This window comes from Methylobacter svalbardensis, from assembly GCF_037671525.1.
GTDB lineage: Bacteria > Pseudomonadota > Gammaproteobacteria > Methylococcales > Methylomonadaceae > Methylobacter_A > Methylobacter_A svalbardensis.
The window spans coordinates 83,152-99,614 of sequence record NZ_JAWPOH010000003.1 but is presented as its reverse complement, the minus strand read 5'-3'; the positions used below and the strand labels follow the sequence as shown (position 1 = coordinate 99,614).

At 44.3% G+C, this 16,463-nt stretch carries 12 protein-coding genes and 1 tRNA gene; all 13 read left to right on the top strand.

The features are described from left to right. Nucleotides 1-1,143: elongation factor Tu (gene tuf, locus RW114_RS02190; protein WP_340121074.1), on the top strand; the 1,143-nt coding region annotated here is incomplete at its 5' end. 48 nt (nucleotides 1,144-1,191) lie between these two features. Beyond that, a tRNA-Trp gene (locus tag RW114_RS02185) sits at nucleotides 1,192-1,267 on the top strand. 44 nt (nucleotides 1,268-1,311) lie between these two features. Then, nucleotides 1,312-1,689 carry a preprotein translocase subunit SecE gene (gene secE / locus RW114_RS02180; RefSeq protein ID WP_340121073.1) on the top strand — a complete coding sequence of 126 codons (378 nt, stop codon included), beginning with the start codon at nucleotides 1,312-1,314 and terminating at the stop codon, nucleotides 1,687-1,689. Between the two features lie 4 nt (nucleotides 1,690-1,693). Continuing rightward, nucleotides 1,694-2,227 (top strand): transcription termination/antitermination protein NusG, encoded by a 534-nt coding sequence (nusG, locus tag RW114_RS02175; RefSeq protein ID WP_340121072.1) that lies wholly within the window; start codon nucleotides 1,694-1,696, stop codon nucleotides 2,225-2,227. A 106-nt stretch (nucleotides 2,228-2,333) separates the two neighbouring features. Further along, a complete protein-coding gene (rplK, locus tag RW114_RS02170; protein WP_340121071.1) occupies nucleotides 2,334-2,765 on the top strand; it encodes a 50S ribosomal protein L11 in 432 nt (143 codons plus the stop codon). Further along, nucleotides 2,765-3,460 (top strand): 50S ribosomal protein L1, encoded by a 696-nt coding sequence (gene rplA, locus RW114_RS02165; protein ID WP_340121070.1) that lies wholly within the window; start codon nucleotides 2,765-2,767, stop codon nucleotides 3,458-3,460. The genes rplK and rplA overlap by 1 nt, the downstream gene beginning before the upstream one ends. A gap of 229 nt (nucleotides 3,461-3,689) precedes the next feature. Beyond that, nucleotides 3,690-4,184 carry a 50S ribosomal protein L10 gene (rplJ, locus tag RW114_RS02160; RefSeq protein WP_340121069.1) on the top strand — a complete coding sequence of 165 codons (495 nt, stop codon included), beginning with the start codon at nucleotides 3,690-3,692 and terminating at the stop codon, nucleotides 4,182-4,184. Nucleotides 4,185-4,256: 72 nt separating this feature from the next. Beyond that, a complete protein-coding gene (gene rplL / locus RW114_RS02155; protein WP_340121068.1) occupies nucleotides 4,257-4,625 on the top strand; it encodes a 50S ribosomal protein L7/L12 in 369 nt (122 codons plus the stop codon). 139 nt (nucleotides 4,626-4,764) lie between these two features. Next, the gene (gene rpoB, locus RW114_RS02150; RefSeq protein ID WP_340121135.1) at nucleotides 4,765-8,859 is read left to right on the top strand and encodes a DNA-directed RNA polymerase subunit beta; all 4,095 of its coding nucleotides are present in this window, start codon (nucleotides 4,765-4,767) and stop codon (nucleotides 8,857-8,859) included. 220 nt (nucleotides 8,860-9,079) lie between these two features. Further along, a complete protein-coding gene (gene rpoC / locus RW114_RS02145; protein WP_479687017.1) occupies nucleotides 9,080-13,273 on the top strand; it encodes a DNA-directed RNA polymerase subunit beta' in 4,194 nt (1,397 codons plus the stop codon). A gap of 175 nt (nucleotides 13,274-13,448) precedes the next feature. Then, the gene (gene rpsL, locus RW114_RS02140; protein ID WP_006890494.1) at nucleotides 13,449-13,823 is read left to right on the top strand and encodes a 30S ribosomal protein S12; all 375 of its coding nucleotides are present in this window, start codon (nucleotides 13,449-13,451) and stop codon (nucleotides 13,821-13,823) included. Between the two features lie 19 nt (nucleotides 13,824-13,842). Continuing rightward, a complete protein-coding gene (rpsG, locus tag RW114_RS02135; RefSeq protein ID WP_006890493.1) occupies nucleotides 13,843-14,313 on the top strand; it encodes a 30S ribosomal protein S7 in 471 nt (156 codons plus the stop codon). A gap of 30 nt (nucleotides 14,314-14,343) precedes the next feature. After that, nucleotides 14,344-16,440: an elongation factor G gene (gene fusA, locus RW114_RS02130; RefSeq protein WP_340121066.1), complete on the top strand. Its 2,097-nt coding sequence runs from the start codon at nucleotides 14,344-14,346 to the stop codon at nucleotides 16,438-16,440. Nucleotides 16,441-16,463: the final 23 nt, after the last annotated feature.

The window sequence follows — 16,463 nt, the reverse complement described above, 5'->3', positions numbered from 1 at the left end:
ACAATCGGACATGTCGATCATGGTAAAACCACTTTAACTGCTGCTTTAACAAAAGTAATGGCTGAGCTCCAGGGTGGAGAAGTTAAGGCCTTTGATCAGATTGATAATGCACCTGAAGAGCGTGCGCGTGGTATTACTATTTCCACATCACACGTCGAATATGAGTCAGCAGTGCGTCATTATGCACACGTTGATTGCCCGGGCCATGCCGATTATGTAAAAAACATGATTACTGGTGCGGCACAAATGGATGGTGCTATTTTGGTCTGTTCGGCAGCTGATGGACCGATGCCGCAAACAAGAGAGCACATTCTGTTATCAAGACAGGTAGGCGTGCCTTACGTTGTGGTTTTCTTGAATAAAGCGGATATGGTTGACGATGCGGAGTTGATCGAATTGGTCGAAATGGAAATTCGCGAGCTATTGGATATGTACGAATTTCCAGGTGATGATACGCCAATTATCGTAGGCTCAGCCTTACTTGCATTGCAGGGCGATACCAGCGAAATTGGTGTTCCTTCGGTAATTAGATTGGTCGAGGCATTAGATACCTACATTCCATTGCCGGAAAGAGCGGTAGATGGTGCGTTCCTGATGCCTATTGAAGATGTATTTTCAATTTCAGGCCGCGGTACCGTTGTAACGGGTCGTATTGAGCGCGGTATTGTTAAGGTTGGACAGGAAATTGAAATTGTCGGCATTAAGCCCACAGTGACGACAACCTGTACCGGCGTAGAAATGTTCCGTAAATTACTTGATCAAGGTCAAGCAGGCGATAATGTCGGGATTCTTTTGAGGGGCACCAAAAGAGATGACGTTGAGCGTGGGCAAGTATTGGCGCACAAAGGTACCATCAAGCCGCATTCATATTTCAATTCAGAAATTTATATCTTGTCAAAAGATGAAGGTGGTCGTCATACGCCTTTCTTTAACGGCTATCGTCCGCAGTTTTATTTCAGAACAACCGACGTAACAGGTGCGGTAGAGTTGCCGGAAGGCGTTGAAATGGTGATGCCGGGCGATAACATTTCAGTAAAAGTAAAGCTGATTTCACCAATTGCCATGGAGGATGGTTTGCGTTTTGCAATTCGTGAAGGTGGTCGTACAGTAGGTGCAGGCGTCGTTGCATCAATACTTGAATAATAATATTATTTAGTATAATATAGCAGTTTACGTAAGGCTTGTCTGAATAGGTCAGTAGTTCAATTGGTAGAATAGCGGTCTCCAAAACCGCGGGTTGGGGGTTCGAGACCCTCCTGGCCTGCCATTCAGATTAAAGCATATCAAATCTATTTTCATAGTAAAAAACACATGAATACTCAGGTAGAAGCATCGACATCGGTTTTTGATGTTGTTAAGCAAGTATTTTCCGTCGTCTTTGTAGTCGCTGGTGTGGCTGCATTCTATTATTTCTCAGAGATATCACTTTTATATCGGGTTCTTGGGTTGGTTGTGGTGGCTCTTGTTGTGGTGGGTCTGATACTCACTACGGGACTGGGGCGAAATGTTTGGGGTTTCGTTTTGGAGGCCAAGCAGGAAGTCAGAAAGGTTATTTGGCCGACGCGTGAGGAGACTGTCCGCACTACATTGCTGGTATTTGCAATGGTTTTTATTGTTGGCTTGATTCTGTGGCTGCTGGATATGTTCCTGTTTTGGGGTGTGCGGTTTTTAACTGGTCAAGGAGGATAAAGGAATGGCTCTACGCTGGTATGTTGTTCACGCCTACTCAAATTTTGAGAATAAAGTTAAGCAAGCGTTAGAGGAAAGGATAAAGCGAGAAGGTCTGGAGCAATATTTCGGAAAGATTCTGGTGCCTACCGAAGAAGTTGTGGAAATGCGGATGGGGCAACAGAGAAAAAGTGAGCGAAAGTTTTTCCCAGGATATGTTTTGGTTCAGATGGATTTAACTGACGAAACATGGCATTTGGTCAAGGATGTGCCGAAAGTATTGGGATTTATTGGCGGGACTTCAGATCGTCCGGCGCCAATATCAGAAAAAGAAGCGCTGGCAATTCTCAATAGAGTAGAAGATGGGGTGAATAAGCCTCGTCCCAAGACTATGTTTGAGGCTGGTGAAGTGATTAGGGTTATTGACGGTCCATTCAAAGATTTCAATGGTGTTGTTGAAGAAGTTAATTACGAGAAAAGTAAAATAAAAATTTCAGTGCTCATTTTTGGGCGGTCAACATCTGTTGAGCTTGGGTTTGGGCAGGTAGAAAAAAGTTAATTAAGTTTAGGTACTTAGTGTTTACAAAATCACTGTCTGAATAAGGCAGTGATTTTTTGTGTCTAGGGGAGCTGAAAGGCGTTTGCACCCATATTTGGAGTAAATAATGGCTAAAAAAATAACTGCGTATATAAAATTGCAGGTTAAAGCGGGCGAAGCAAATCCAAGTCCACCGGTCGGTCCAGCATTGGGTCAGCGCGGTGTTAATATCATGGAGTTTTGCAAGGCTTTTAACGCTAAAACACAGGATACAGAAAAGGGTTTGCCTTTGCCTGTGGTTATCACTGTTTATAGTGATCGTAGTTTTACTTTTATTACAAAAACCCCGCCAGCTTCAATTCTTTTGAAGAAAGCGACGGGTATTAAAAGCGGAAGCAGCAATCCCAATACCAAGAAAGTGGGTACGGTAACTCGTGCACAGCTGGAAGAAATTGCTAAAACAAAAATGGAAGATTTGAATGCGGCAGATTTGGAAGCGGCAGTAAAAACGATTGCAGGCAGTGCGTACAGCATGGGTCTGAATGTGGAGGGATTATAATGGCTAAGTTGTCAAAAAAAGCGAAAATTATCAAAGGGAAAGTTGATAAAACCAAGCAATATTCAATCACCGAAGCAGTTAAGTTATTGAAAGAATTGGGTACTGCAAAATTTAATGAAGCTATTGATGTTAGCGTTAATATGGGCGTTGATCCTCGCAAGTCAGATCAAAATGTCCGTGGCGCAACAGTACTTCCAAACGGTACCGGAAAAACAGTCAGAGTTGCCGTTTTTACACAAGGACCCAATGCAGATGCGGCAAGAGAAGCTGGCGCTGATATAGTCGGTATGGATGACTTGGGCGATCTAGTAAAAAAAGGTGAAATGAATTTTGATGTGGTCATTGCCTCTCCAGATGCTATGAGGGTTGTTGGTCAGTTGGGGCAAATTTTGGGGCCTAGAGGTTTAATGCCTAACCCTAAGGTTGGAACTGTGACCGCTGATGTTGCCACGGCAGTAAGGAATGCCAAATCAGGGCAGGTTCGGTATCGAACTGATAAGTCAGGGATTATTCATTGTACACTGGGTAAAGTTGCATTCGATGAAGCAGCTATTCAGGGTAATTTGGAAGCATTGATTGCAGATTTAAAAAAACTAAAGCCGACTGCTGCAAAAGGCATATACATTAAAAAGATAACCTTATCTTCGACGATGGGTCCTGGTTTGTGTATAGACCAGAGCAGTATTTCAATTTAACGTTCGACTGCATGGACGCAGGGGGTAGAGTAATGCAGGAGCAATTACCGAGTAAAAGACTTTGGGTTGCCGACCCGTTCGGTAACCGTCAAAGACCGCAGGAGTTGTAAAACTTAATATGTCCTGCGTAGACGGAAGCTGGAACCTAAAAAACTGGGGAAAGGGACCGTAAGGGGTATTCGACTGAATGCTTTTTATTAATTCTGGGGATAAATTCCGGAGGTAAGCTGTGGCACTAAATTTAGATAGCAAAAAAGCTGTCGTAGAAGAAGTCGCTGTATTCGCCGCTAAAGCTCATTCTGCTGTTGCAGCAGAATATCGTGGATTGACAGTTTCGGAATTGACCGAGCTGCGCAAAACTGCGAGAGAGACAGGTGTTTATCTGCGTGTGGTAAAAAATACGTTGGCAAAACGAGCGGTAGCAGGGACAGAGTTTGAATGCATGCAGAGCGGGCTTATAGGTCCGTTATTGATTGCATTTTCTATGGAAGATCCAGGATCTGCGGCGCGTTTAATCAGTAATTTTGCTAAGACTCACGACAAGTTAATTACCAAGATAGTCGCTATTGGCGGGCAGTCGTTTGATGGGTCTGAGCTTGCTCGACTGGCCAGTCTGCCTACTCGCGATCAAGGTATTGCTCTGTTAATGTCAGTAATGAGAGCGCCTACAGAGAAATTTGTGCGTACTTTGGCTGCAATTAGAGATCAGAAAGAAGCAGCATAGTAGATAGCGTTGCAACGCAATGTTTCTAGTGCTACAACCAGTTTAAAACTTATTATTTTAGAGGAATACACAATGGCAATTTCGCAAGAAGATATCTTGGAAGCGGTCTCAAAGATGAGCGTTATGGAAATCGTTGATTTGATTTCAGCGATGGAAGAAAAATTCGGGGTATCAGCAGCGGCAGCAGTTGCGGCTGCACCTGTAGCATCTGCTGCTGCGGCTGAAGAGCAAACTGAATTTAACGTTATTATGACGTCTTTCGGCGAAAACAAAGTTTCAGTTATTAAAGCAGTGCGCGGTCTTACTGGATTGGGCTTGAAAGAAGCTAAAGATGCTGTCGAAGGCGTTCCAACAACAGTGAAAGAAGGCGTTTCTAAAGCTGAAGCAGAAGAAGCGCAAAAGCTGCTTGTTGATGCAGGCGCTACTGTCGAAATTAAATAAATTTTGACTCGATTGCAGAGACGTTGGAATATAACGCATCTGCCAAGTATGGCTGGTGGCAACCTTGTCACCGGCCTTTTACTGTTTGCACTAATTGCACGGTAGAAAATTATCTATGACGAAAAGGTTTGGAAGCGATATGTCCTACTCTTTTACAGAAAAAAAGCGTATTCGAAATAACTTTGGGAAAGGTACTGAGGTGCTTGATGTTCCCTATCTTCTGGCAACGCAAATTAATTCATATGCGGGCTTTTTGCAATCAGGTGTTACGGCTGAAAAGCGTGAAGACAGGGGCTTGCATGCTGCATTCTCCAGTGTTTTTCCCATTGAAAGTCATTCCGGATATGCAGTGCTGGAGTATGTGAAATATAGATTGGGGGAGCCTGTTTTTGATGTAAGAGAGTGTCAACAAAGAGGCGCAACCTACGCTGCACCCTTAAGGGTGTTGGTTCGCCTGGTTATCTATGACAAAGAAGCCTCTGCGAATGCAAAAGTAGTCAAGGATATCCGTGAGCAGGAAGTTTACATGGGTGAGTTGCCGTTGATGACGGACAATGGAACCTTTGTCATTAATGGGACAGAGCGGGTAATTGTCTCTCAGTTACATCGTTCGCCTGGCGTTTTCTTTGATCATGATAAAGGCAAGACCCATTCGTCAGGAAAGCTGTTATTTAATGCGCGGGTTATTCCTTATCGTGGTTCGTGGTTGGATTTTGAATTTGATCATAAAGATTGTGTTTTTGTTCGAATTGACCGTCGCAGAAAAATACCTGCCACTATCTTGCTGAGAGGTTTAGGATACGATAACGAAGAAATGATCAAGATTTTCTTCGAAATGAACAAATTTACCCTTGATGCACAAAAATGTATTTTCCATATCGTTCCTGAGCGCATGCGTGGCGAAATTGCAGCCTTTGATATTAAGACTGCGGAGGGTCAGGTGCTGGTTGAAGAGGGACGTCGGATTACGGCTAAGCATATCCGTGAAATGAACAAGTCCGGTTTGACCGAAGTAGATGTGCCCAAGGAATACTTGGTTGGCAAAATATTGGGGCACAACCTAATTGACCAATCTACAGGCGAGTTGATCGCTAATGTTAATGACGGGATTACTTTACCGATAATCGATCAGTGCATGGAAAGCGGGATTAAAGAGCTTAATACCCTGTTTGTTAATGACTTGGATAAGGGTCCGTACATGTCTAATGCCATGAGACTGGATGCAACTTCCAATAGTCTTGAAGCATTGGTTGAAATATACCGAATGATGCGTCCTGGTGAGCCACCGACTAAAGATTCGGCAGAAAACCTGTTTCAGAATTTGTTCTTTACCGATGAAAGATATGATTTGTCTACGGTTGGACGGATGAAGTTTAATCGTCGTTTGGGGCGTCAAGAGATAACAGGGCCGGGTACCTTAACTAAAGATGACATCATTGATGTACTTAAAGAATTAATAGATATTCGTAACGGCAACGGTAATGTTGACGATATCGACCATTTAGGCAACAGACGCGTACGCTCGGTTGGAGAAATGATCGAGAACCAATTCCGTGTAGGTTTGGTTCGGGTTGAACGAGCGGTTAAAGAACGATTAACGCTTGCAGATTCAGAAGGACTGATGCCGCAGGAAATTATCAATGCAAAACCGGTTTCTGCAGCGGTAAAAGAGTTTTTCGGTTCCAGTCAGCTGTCACAGTTTATGGATCAAAATAATCCATTATCTCAGGTGACCCACAAACGACGCGTATCGGCTTTAGGGCCAGGCGGTTTGGCAAGGGAACGCGCTGGATTTGAGGTTCGTGACGTACATGCAACGCATTATGGTCGTGTGTGTCCTATTGAGACACCTGAAGGCCCCAACATCGGCTTGATCAATTCATTGTCGGTTTATGCGCGTACCAATAATTATGGTTTTTTGGAAACACCTTATAGAAAAGTAGTCGATGGCAAGGTAACCGATCATGTCGATTATTTGTCAGCTATTGAAGAGGGCGAGTTTGTCATTGCTCAGGCCAGTGTTGCCGTAGATGCAAGCGGGAAACTGGTTGAAGGTCTGGTGTCATGCCGTCATAAAGATGAATTTACCTTGGCCATGTCTGACACCGTTCAGTATATGGATGTGTCATCCAAGCAGATTGTATCGGTAGCGGCGTCCATTATCCCCTTCCTGGAGCATGATGATGCTAACCGGGCGTTGATGGGGTCAAACATGCAACGTCAGGCTGTTCCTACGCTAAGAGCTGAAAAGCCATTGGTGGGCACAGGCATGGAAAGAACAGTTGCTAAAGATTCAGGTGTAACCGTGGTTGCCGCCCGTGGCGGTAAGATTGAGGCGGTTGATGCGGCAAGAATCGTGGTGCGTGTAAACGATACGGAAACCGAAACAGGTATGCCGGGGGTTGATATTTACAACCTGATTAAATATACCCGCTCAAATCAGAACACCTGTATCAACCAGAAACCACTGGTAAGGCCAGGCGATATTGTTAATGCCGGCGACATTATGGCAGATGGGCCGTCTACGGATATGGGTGAGTTAGCGTTAGGGCAAAACATGTTGGTTGCGTTTATGCCTTGGAATGGCTACAACTTTGAGGATTCGATTCTGGTTTCAGAGCGTGTCGTTAAAGAAGACCGATTCACTACGATCCATATCGAAGAGAAAACTTGTGTAGCACGTGATACCAAACATAGCCCGGAAGAAATTACGGCGGATATTCCTAACGTCAGCGAAGAAGCGTTGTCCAAGCTTGATGAGTCGGGGATAGTTTATGTCGGCGCTGAAGTTAAAGGCGGTGACATTCTGGTGGGTAAGGTGACGCCAAAGGGTGAGACTCAATTAACACCTGAAGAGAAATTATTACGCGCGATTTTCGGCGAGAAAGCAGCCGATGTTAAGGATACCTCGTTACGTGTACCTGGAAGTATCGAAGGTACAGTTATTGATGTTCAGGTATTTACCCGTGACGGCGTAAAGAAGGACAAACGAGCTCTGGATATTGAGCAGGAAGAAATCAAGCGTTACCGAAAAGACCTTGATGATCAGCTGAAAATTCTTGAAGAAGATATTTTTGCGCGTGTTGCCAGACTTTTGGTTGGCAAGGTTGCTCAAGCGGGCCCCGGACAGTTAAAAGCGGGAACCGAAATAACCCAATCATATCTTAATGGCTTGAAGCATTCAGAGTGGCTGAAAATCCGCATGAAGGACGAAGACATTAATCTTCAGTTGGAAACGGTTGTCGCCCAAGTAGAGCAGCAAAGAAAAGATTTTGATGAGAAATTTGAAGTCAAGCGTAAAAAAATCACTATGGGTGATGATTTGGCGCCAGGTGTTCTGAAAATGGTCAAGGTTTATCTGGCAGTTAAAAGGCGCATTCAGCCGGGTGATAAAATGGCCGGACGTCATGGAAACAAAGGTGTTATTTCCATGATCAGACCGATTGAAGACATGCCTTATACGGCTGATGGAAACCCGGTTGATATCGTCTTAAATCCATTAGGTGTACCTTCGCGGATGAACGTCGGACAGGTGCTTGAAACACATTTAGGCTGGGCAGCGAAAGGATTGGGTATCAAGATCGGTAAAATGCTGGAAGCTCAGTATGATCAAGAAAAGGCCAAGGTTACTGCGATCCGGGATTATTTGGATAAGATTTATAACAGTAGCGGGCGTAAAGAAGATTTGGCTTCATTTACCGATCAAGAAATCCTGGAAATGGCGACTAATCTTGTCGGCGGTGTGCCTATGGCCACTCCTGTTTTTGACGGCGCAAGTGAAGACGAAATTCGCACCATGCTGAAGTTGGCGGATTTGCCTGAACATGGGCAGGTTACGCTTTATGACGGTTTAACCGGCGAACCGTTTGAACGCGAAGTTACAGTGGGTTATATGTATATGCTGAAGCTGAACCATTTGGTTGATGACAAGATGCATGCGCGGTCAACGGGACCTTATAGTTTGGTTACGCAGCAGCCATTAGGCGGTAAAGCGCAATTCGGCGGACAGCGTTTTGGAGAAATGGAGGTCTGGGCGCTTGAAGCTTATGGTGCTGCCTATACCTTGCAGGAAATGTTGACAGTTAAATCTGATGACGTGACCGGTAGAACGCGTATGTATAAAAACATTGTCGATGGCGATCATAAAATGGAAGCCGGCATGCCGGAATCATTTAATGTTTTAATTAAAGAAATCCGCTCATTGGCTGTCAATATAGAATTGCAGCGGGATTAGGTGTGTATGTCGGGTCGCCTAAAGCGCCTACTGTTGGTAGAGTAGCGTAACCCCACAAACCAATGCCGTACCCGCTGGGTTACGATGCAGAAATGAAGCGTTTCGGCAATTGCTCCTGCATTGCTCTACCTCCTGCATCCATGCGGTCGTAACCCAACCTATAGCCTGTTCTGGTATACGCCAGAAAGCATTTAAAGAGGACAAGCTCTTGAAAGATTTAATGAATTTCTTAAAACGCCAAGGTCGTGCCGATGATTTTGACGGAATTAGCATTGGTTTAGCATCACCGGATATGATTCGTTCCTGGTCATATGGCGAAGTAAAAAAACCAGAAACGATTAATTATCGGACCTTTAAGCCTGAGCGCGATGGTTTATTCTGCGCCAAGATTTTTGGCCCGGTCAGTGATTATGAGTGCCTTTGCGGTAAATATAAAAGACTGAAGCATCGCGGCGTTATTTGTGAAAAATGTGGCGTTGAGGTTACGTTATCCAAGGTTCGCCGTGAAAGAATGGGGCATATTGATTTAGCCAGTCCTGTTGCGCATATTTGGTTTCTAAAATCGCTACCCTCCAGAATAGCGTTGCTATTGGATATGACACTGCGTGAAATTGAGCGCGTGTTGTATTTCGAATCATTCGTCGTTTTAGATCCAGGCATGACAGCTTTAGATAAAGGTCAGTTGCTTACCGATGATGATTATCTGGATGCAGTTGAATTGCATGGAGATGATTTTGTCGCAAAAATGGGTGCAGAAGCGATCTATGATTTGCTTAAGTCAATTGATTTAAAAGAGCAAGTTGAAATTCTGCGTGAAGAAATTAATTCGACCAATTCAGAAACCAAGATCAAGAAGTACTCAAAACGCCTGAAAGTTATGGATGCGTTATTGAATTCAAAAAATCGCCCGGAATGGATGATTTTGAAGGTGTTGCCGGTATTGCCGCCTGAGCTGCGCCCGCTGGTGCCTCTGGACGGCGGTCGATTCGCAACCTCTGATTTGAATGACCTTTATCGTCGCGTTATCAACAGAAACAACCGTTTAAACCGCTTGCTGGACTTGAATGCGCCGGACATAATCGTTCGTAACGAAAAGCGCATGTTGCAGGAATCTGTTGATGCGTTGCTCGATAACGGTCGACGTGGTCGTGCGATTACCGGAACCAACAGAAGGCCGCTTAAATCATTAGCGGATATGATTAAAGGTAAGCAAGGCCGTTTTAGACAAAACCTCTTGGGCAAGCGTGTTGATTATTCAGGCCGTTCGGTCATTGTTGTAGGGCCTACGTTAAGGCTGCATCAATGCGGACTCCCGAAAAAAATGGCATTGGAGCTGTTCAAGCCGTTTATATTTAGTAAGCTACAATTTCGCGGTCTAGCCACAACCATTAAAGCTGCGAAAAAAATGGTTGAAAGGGAAGGGGCTGAAGTCTGGGATATTCTTGAAGAAGTTATCCGTGAACATCCTATTTTGTTAAACCGTGCGCCTACCTTGCATAGACTGGGTATTCAGGCATTTGAGCCTACGCTGATTGAAGGCAAAGCGATCCAGTTGCATCCGTTGGTCTGTAGTGCATTTAACGCTGACTTTGACGGCGATCAGATGGCTGTACACATTCCGTTATCAATTGAAGCTCAAATTGAAGCCAGAACGTTAATGATGGCGACGAATAACATCTTGTCTCCTGCAAATGGTGAGCCTGTCATTAACCCGTCTCAAGACGTGGTTCTGGGGCTTTATTATATTAGCCGTGAAAAAATTAATGCAAAAGGTGATGGCAGTATATTCGTCAGTGTCGGTGAAATTCATAAGGCACTGCTAACTAAAACAGTTGAACTGCAATCTAAAATTCAAGTACGCATCACGGAAAAAGTGGTGAATGAAAATGGCGAAACTGAAGATAAAACTCATCGCGTAGAAACTACCGTGGGTCGTGCGTTAATCTGGGAAGTCGTTCCAGATCGCATGCCTTACGAGATGGTTAACTGTGATATGACCAAAAAGAATATATCGCGGTTAATTAACTACAGTTATCGTTACTTAGGTAACAAAGACACGGTAATACTTGCCGATCAGTTGATGTATTTGGGTTTCAGGTATGCAACGATCTCAGGGATTTCATTTGGTATCGAAGATATGGTAATACCGGCTAAAAAAGTCGATATTATTAAAGCTTCTGATGCTGAAGTTAACGAGATTCAAAGTCAATATGCTTCCGGCTTAGTAACTGACGGTGAACGATATAACAAGGTTGTTGATATTTGGTCGCATGCTAACGACCAGATAGCCAAGGTCATGATGGATGGGCTGGGTGAAGAGTCGGTTGTTAATGCTGAAGGTAAGACAGTAAAACAAAAATCATTTAATTCTATCTTTATGATGGCTGAGTCAGGGGCAAGGGGTTCTGCTGCCCAGATTCGTCAGTTAGCTGGGATGCGTGGCTTGATGGCTAAGCCTGATGGTTCTATTATTGAAACGCCGATTACCGCTAATTTCAGAGAAGGCTTGGACGTATTGCAGTATTTTATCTCTACTCATGGTGCTCGTAAAGGTCTGGCAGATACAGCGTTGAAAACTGCGAACTCCGGGTACCTGACGCGTAGATTAGTCGATGTTGCGCAGGACTTGGTGATTAACGGGGATGATTGCGGTACGACTAACGGGTTGATCATGACCCCAATTATTGAGGGTGGTGATGTAGTTGAGCCTTTATCGGAACGAGTATTAGGCCGAGTTGCTGTTAATGACATAATGGATCCAGCCGGAGATATTATGGTGGTACCCGGCGGCACATTATTAGATGAGTACTGGGTGGCTGTTCTTGATGAGCATAGTATTGATCAGGTTTTGGTTCGTTCAATTATTACGTGTGAAAACAGGCATGGTGTTTGTGCTGCCTGTTATGGGCGTGATTTGGGTCGCGGTCACTTGGTGAATATTGGTGAGGCGGTAGGTGTCATTGCTGCGCAATCAATCGGTGAGCCAGGTACGCAGTTGACTATGCGGACTTTCCATATCGGTGGAGCGGCATCCAGATCTGCTGCAATCAGCAATGTTCAGGTTAAATCTGCGGGAACTGTACGTCTTAATAACCTGAAATCGGTCGCGAATCGTGAGGGAAACCTGGTTGCGGTCTCAAGATCGGGTGAAGTCGGCGTGGTTGATGATTATGGCCGGGAAAAAGAGCGTTATAAAATTCCTTATGGGGCGGTGCTTTCCGTGCAGGAAGGCTCTCGAATCAATGCCGGTGATATCATTGTTACCTGGGATCCTCATACGCATCCGGTTATTACTGAGGTTGATGGTGTGGTCGAGCTGATTGATTTTGTCGACGGTGTCACCGTACAAAAACAATCTGATGAAGTTACCGGCCTGAGTTCATTAGTTGTCACTGATCCAAAGCAGCGGGGAAGTGCGGGTAAGGAATTACGGCCAATGGTGAAGTTATTTGATGGTGATGGGAATTCAATTTATTTGCCGGGTACTGAAATACCTGCACAATATTTCTTGCCGGCAGGTGCGATTGCCGGGATCAAAGACGGCGGTGAAGTTAAGGTTGGTGATGTTTTAGCGAGGATTCCTCAGGAGTCTAGTAAAACGAGAGATATTACCGGGGGTTTGCCGCGCGTTGCTGATTTATTTGAAGCGCGAAAAACAAAAGACCCGGCAATTCTTGCGGAGACTAGTGGAACCATTTCATTTGGTAAGGAAACCAAGGGTAAGCAGCGGGTCATAATTACCGATCCTGCGGGCGAGCAGATTGAAACACTGATACCTAAATGGCGTCATATTACAGTCTTTGAGGGTGAGTATGTTGAAAAGGGTGAAACAATTGCAGAAGGTGAGTTGACTCCGCACGATATTCTCAGATTGCGAGGAATTGAGGAGTTAGCGAACTATCTGGTTAAGGAAATTCAGGACGTATATCGTTTGCAGGGTGTTAAAATTAACGATAAACACATTGAAGCTATCATTCGTCAAATGCTCAGAAAAGTTGAGATTACTGCGTCGGGTGATACGGGATTCCTGAAAGGTGACCAAGTTGAGCGTGCCGCAATGCGAGAAGAAAATGACAAGATGGAGGCTGAAGGAAAGATTCCAGCAAGTTATAATTCTGTGTTGTTAGGGATTACTAAGGCATCATTGGCGACGGAGTCATTTATTTCTGCGGCGTCATTCCAGGAAACAACCCGAGTATTGACTGATGCAGCGGTGCGTGGATTAAGTGATAGCTTACAAGGATTAAAAGAGAATGTTATTGTTGGACGTTTAATTCCAGCAGGAACTGGCTTGGCTTTTCATGAAGGCAGAAAAAACAGATTTGCGCAGCATGATATAGCAGAAAGTGAAGCGCCTCTGGCAGTGGATGCCGGGGATGTGGAAGAGGCCCTTAAGCAGGCTTTAAATATTTAGGAAAGCGTTTTTAAATATGGACTTGACCTGCTAAGCATTAGCAAGTATTATGCTCTGCTCAAATGAGCTAACGTGCTTAGGTCGGGTCGAATCGTAATTAACCGTTTGTATTTATTAAATGCGGCGGTTATTTTATTATCTGACAGTTAAATTGTACATCGGAGTAAACAAAGTTATGGCCACGATCAACCAATTGGTTCGTAAGCCTCGTGCTAAAAAAATAGAAAAAAGCAATGTTCCTGCATTAGAGGCTTGTCCTCAGCGTAGGGGGGTATGTACTCGCGTTTATACGACAACGCCTAAGAAACCAAACTCTGCACTACGTAAGGTGGCTAGGGTCAGGTTAACTAATGGAGCTGAAGTAAGTAGCTATATTGGTGGTGAGGGGCATAATCTTCAGGAGCATTCCGTGGTTCTGATAAGGGGTGGTCGTGTTAAGGATTTGCCTGGTGTGAGATATCACGTTGTGCGTGGTAGCTTGGATGCTTCAGGCGTGACTAACAGAAAATGTGGTCGCTCTAAATATGGAACAAAAAGGCCTAAAGGCTAAACGTTGGTTGGTGAGATAAATGTCTAGAAGAAGAGTCGCTACAAAAAGAGAAATTATTCCAGATCCAAGATTTGGCAGTATTATGCTGACCAAGTTTATGAATATGATTATGGAAAGTGGTAAAAAATCTATTGCTGAAGGGATTGTCTATGGTGCCTTAGATGTAATTGAAAGCAAAGGGCATAGTGAGCCATTGGAAGTTTTATCTAAGGCTTTAGAAAATGTTCAGCCAAGGGTAGAGGTTAAATCTCGCCGTGTTGGTGGTGCAACATACCAAGTTCCAGTTGAGGTTCGTCCTTCAAGACGTATGGCTTTAGCGATGCGCTGGTTGATTGATGCTTCACGAAAAAGAAATGAAAGAAATATGCCTGCTAAGTTGGCGGGTGAGTTAATGGATGCTTTTGAAAGTAGAGGTTCTGCTGCTAAAAAGCGTGAAGACACTCATAGAATGGCGGAAGCAAATAAAGCTTTCTCTCATTATCGCTGGTAATCAACGAATTACATTGAAGACTGTATAGTTGTGGCTCGTAAAACTCCAATTGGGTTTTATCGGAATATCGGTATCATGGCACACATTGATGCAGGTAAAACCACAACAACAGAGCGTGTGCTCTATTATACGGGTGTGTCTCACAAGATAGGTGAGGTGCATGACGGTGCAGCAACCATGGACTGGATGGAGCAGGAGCAGGAGAGGGGTATTACCATTACCTCTGCTGCAACTACCTGTTTTTGGAGCGGAATGGAAAATCAGTTTCCTTTGCATCGTATAAATATTATAGATACGCCGGGACATGTAGACTTCACAATAGAAGTCGAGCGCTCATTACGAGTTTTAGACGGTGCATGCGCGGTATTTTGTGCTGTTGGTGGGGTTGAACCTCAGTCTGAAACGGTTTGGCGTCAGGCGGACAAGTACAGTGTTCCGCGCTTGGTTTTTGTGAATAAAATGGATCGCTGTGGCGCAGATTTTTTGCGTGTCATTGAGCAAATTAAGTCGAGATTGGGAAGTAAAGCGGTTCCAATGCAGTTGCCGATTGGAGTTGAAGATGGTTTTGAAGGGGTTGTTGATCTTATTAAGATGAAAGCCATATATTGGGATGAAGCCAATATGGGTATGACCTTTAAGGAAAAGGATGTTCCTGCAAGTATGCTAGACCTCTGCCAGAAATGGAGGGAGTATATGGTTGAGGCGTCTGCAGAGGCTAACGAAGAATTATTAAATAAATATCTTGAAGAAGGGTGTTTATCAGACGAAGAGATTAAGCTTGGAATTCGCTCGCGGACTATAGCTAATCAGATTGTTCCTGCATTTTGTGGTTCAGCCTTTAAGAACAAAGGTGTTCAGGCGATGCTGGATGCGGTAATAGAATATCTACCTGCTCCAACTGATGTTGGTGCAGTAAAAGGTCATCTTGAAGATGGCTCCGAGGTGGAGGTGCGTACGGCTAGCGATTGCGCTCCTTTTTCGGCCTTGGCATTTAAAATTGCTACGGATCCTTTTGTGGGTACCTTGACTTTTTTTCGGGTTTATTCGGGCGTTCTGAATTCTGGAGATAGTATTTATAATCCAGTAAAAAAGAAAAAGGAACGGGTTGGACGCATAGTGCAAATGCACGCAAATAGCCGAGAAGAAGTAAGAGAGGTTTTTGCTGGGGATATAGCTGCTGCAATTGGACTCAAGGATGTAACTACGGGAGATACGCTTTGTGATCTTAATAGTGTCATAGTTCTTGAGCGCATGGAGTTTCCAGATCCGGTAATTTCGGTTGCGGTGGAGCCGAAAACAAAAGCAGATCAAGAAAAGATGGGAGTTGCATTGGGTAAGTTAGCTCAAGAAGATCCTTCTTTTAGGGTGCATACCGATGAAGAGTCGGGGCAAATAATTATCTCTGGAATGGGTGAATTGCACCTAGAGATTATTGTGGATCGCATGAAGAGGGAGTTTAATGTTGAGGCGAATGTTGGCGCTCCGCAGGTCGCATACCGAGAAACAATTCGAAAGACAGTTGAGCAGGAAGGTAAATTTATTCGGCAATCCGGTGGGCGTGGGCAGTATGGCCATGTTTGGTTGCGCATTGAGCCGCAAGAAATTGGTGCCGGTTATGAGTTTGTTAATGAGATTGTTGGCGGCGTTGTTCCAAAAGAATTTATACCGGCTGTAGATAAAGGTATCCAAGAGCAGCTGAAGAGTGGTATTCTAGCTGGCTATCCTGTACTGGATGTTAAGGTGTCTTTATTTGATGGTTCGTATCACGATGTGGATTCGAACGAAATAGCTTTCAAAATTGCCGGGTCCATGTGTTTCAGGGAAGGTGCTAGGAAGGCAGATCCTGTTTTGCTTGAGCCGATAATGAAAGTTGAAATTGCCACACCTGAAGAATATATGGGTGATGTCGTAGGTGATATCAATAGGCGGCGTGGGATAATTCAGGGTATGGAGGATGCTCCATCAGGGAAAACACTTAGCTGCGAAGTGCCGTTGGCTGAAATGTTTGGTTATGCAACTGATTTGCGATCGGCAACACAGGGGCGGGCAACATACAGTATGCAGTTTGAAAAATATAATGAAGCGCCTGCAAATATTGCGGAAGCGATTATTAAAAAATCTTCATAAAATTGAATATAATTAAAGGTATT

What these genes read in the sequence shown, in the direction of transcription:
- secE (WP_340121073.1), top strand. Translation starts at nt 1,312, where the DNA reads ATGAATACTCAGGTAGAAGCATCGACATCGGTTTTTGATGTTGTTAAG.
- nusG (WP_340121072.1), top strand. Translation starts at nt 1,694, where the DNA reads ATGGCTCTACGCTGGTATGTTGTTCACGCCTACTCAAATTTTGAGAAT.
- rplK (WP_340121071.1), top strand. Translation starts at nt 2,334, where the DNA reads ATGGCTAAAAAAATAACTGCGTATATAAAATTGCAGGTTAAAGCGGGC.
- rplA (WP_340121070.1), top strand. Translation starts at nt 2,765, where the DNA reads ATGGCTAAGTTGTCAAAAAAAGCGAAAATTATCAAAGGGAAAGTTGAT.
- rplL (WP_340121068.1), top strand. Translation starts at nt 4,257, where the DNA reads ATGGCAATTTCGCAAGAAGATATCTTGGAAGCGGTCTCAAAGATGAGC.
- rpoB (WP_340121135.1), top strand. Translation starts at nt 4,765, where the DNA reads ATGTCCTACTCTTTTACAGAAAAAAAGCGTATTCGAAATAACTTTGGG.
- rpoC (WP_479687017.1), top strand. Translation starts at nt 9,080, where the DNA reads ATGAATTTCTTAAAACGCCAAGGTCGTGCCGATGATTTTGACGGAATT.
- rpsL (WP_006890494.1), top strand. Translation starts at nt 13,449, where the DNA reads ATGGCCACGATCAACCAATTGGTTCGTAAGCCTCGTGCTAAAAAAATA.
- rpsG (WP_006890493.1), top strand. Translation starts at nt 13,843, where the DNA reads ATGTCTAGAAGAAGAGTCGCTACAAAAAGAGAAATTATTCCAGATCCA.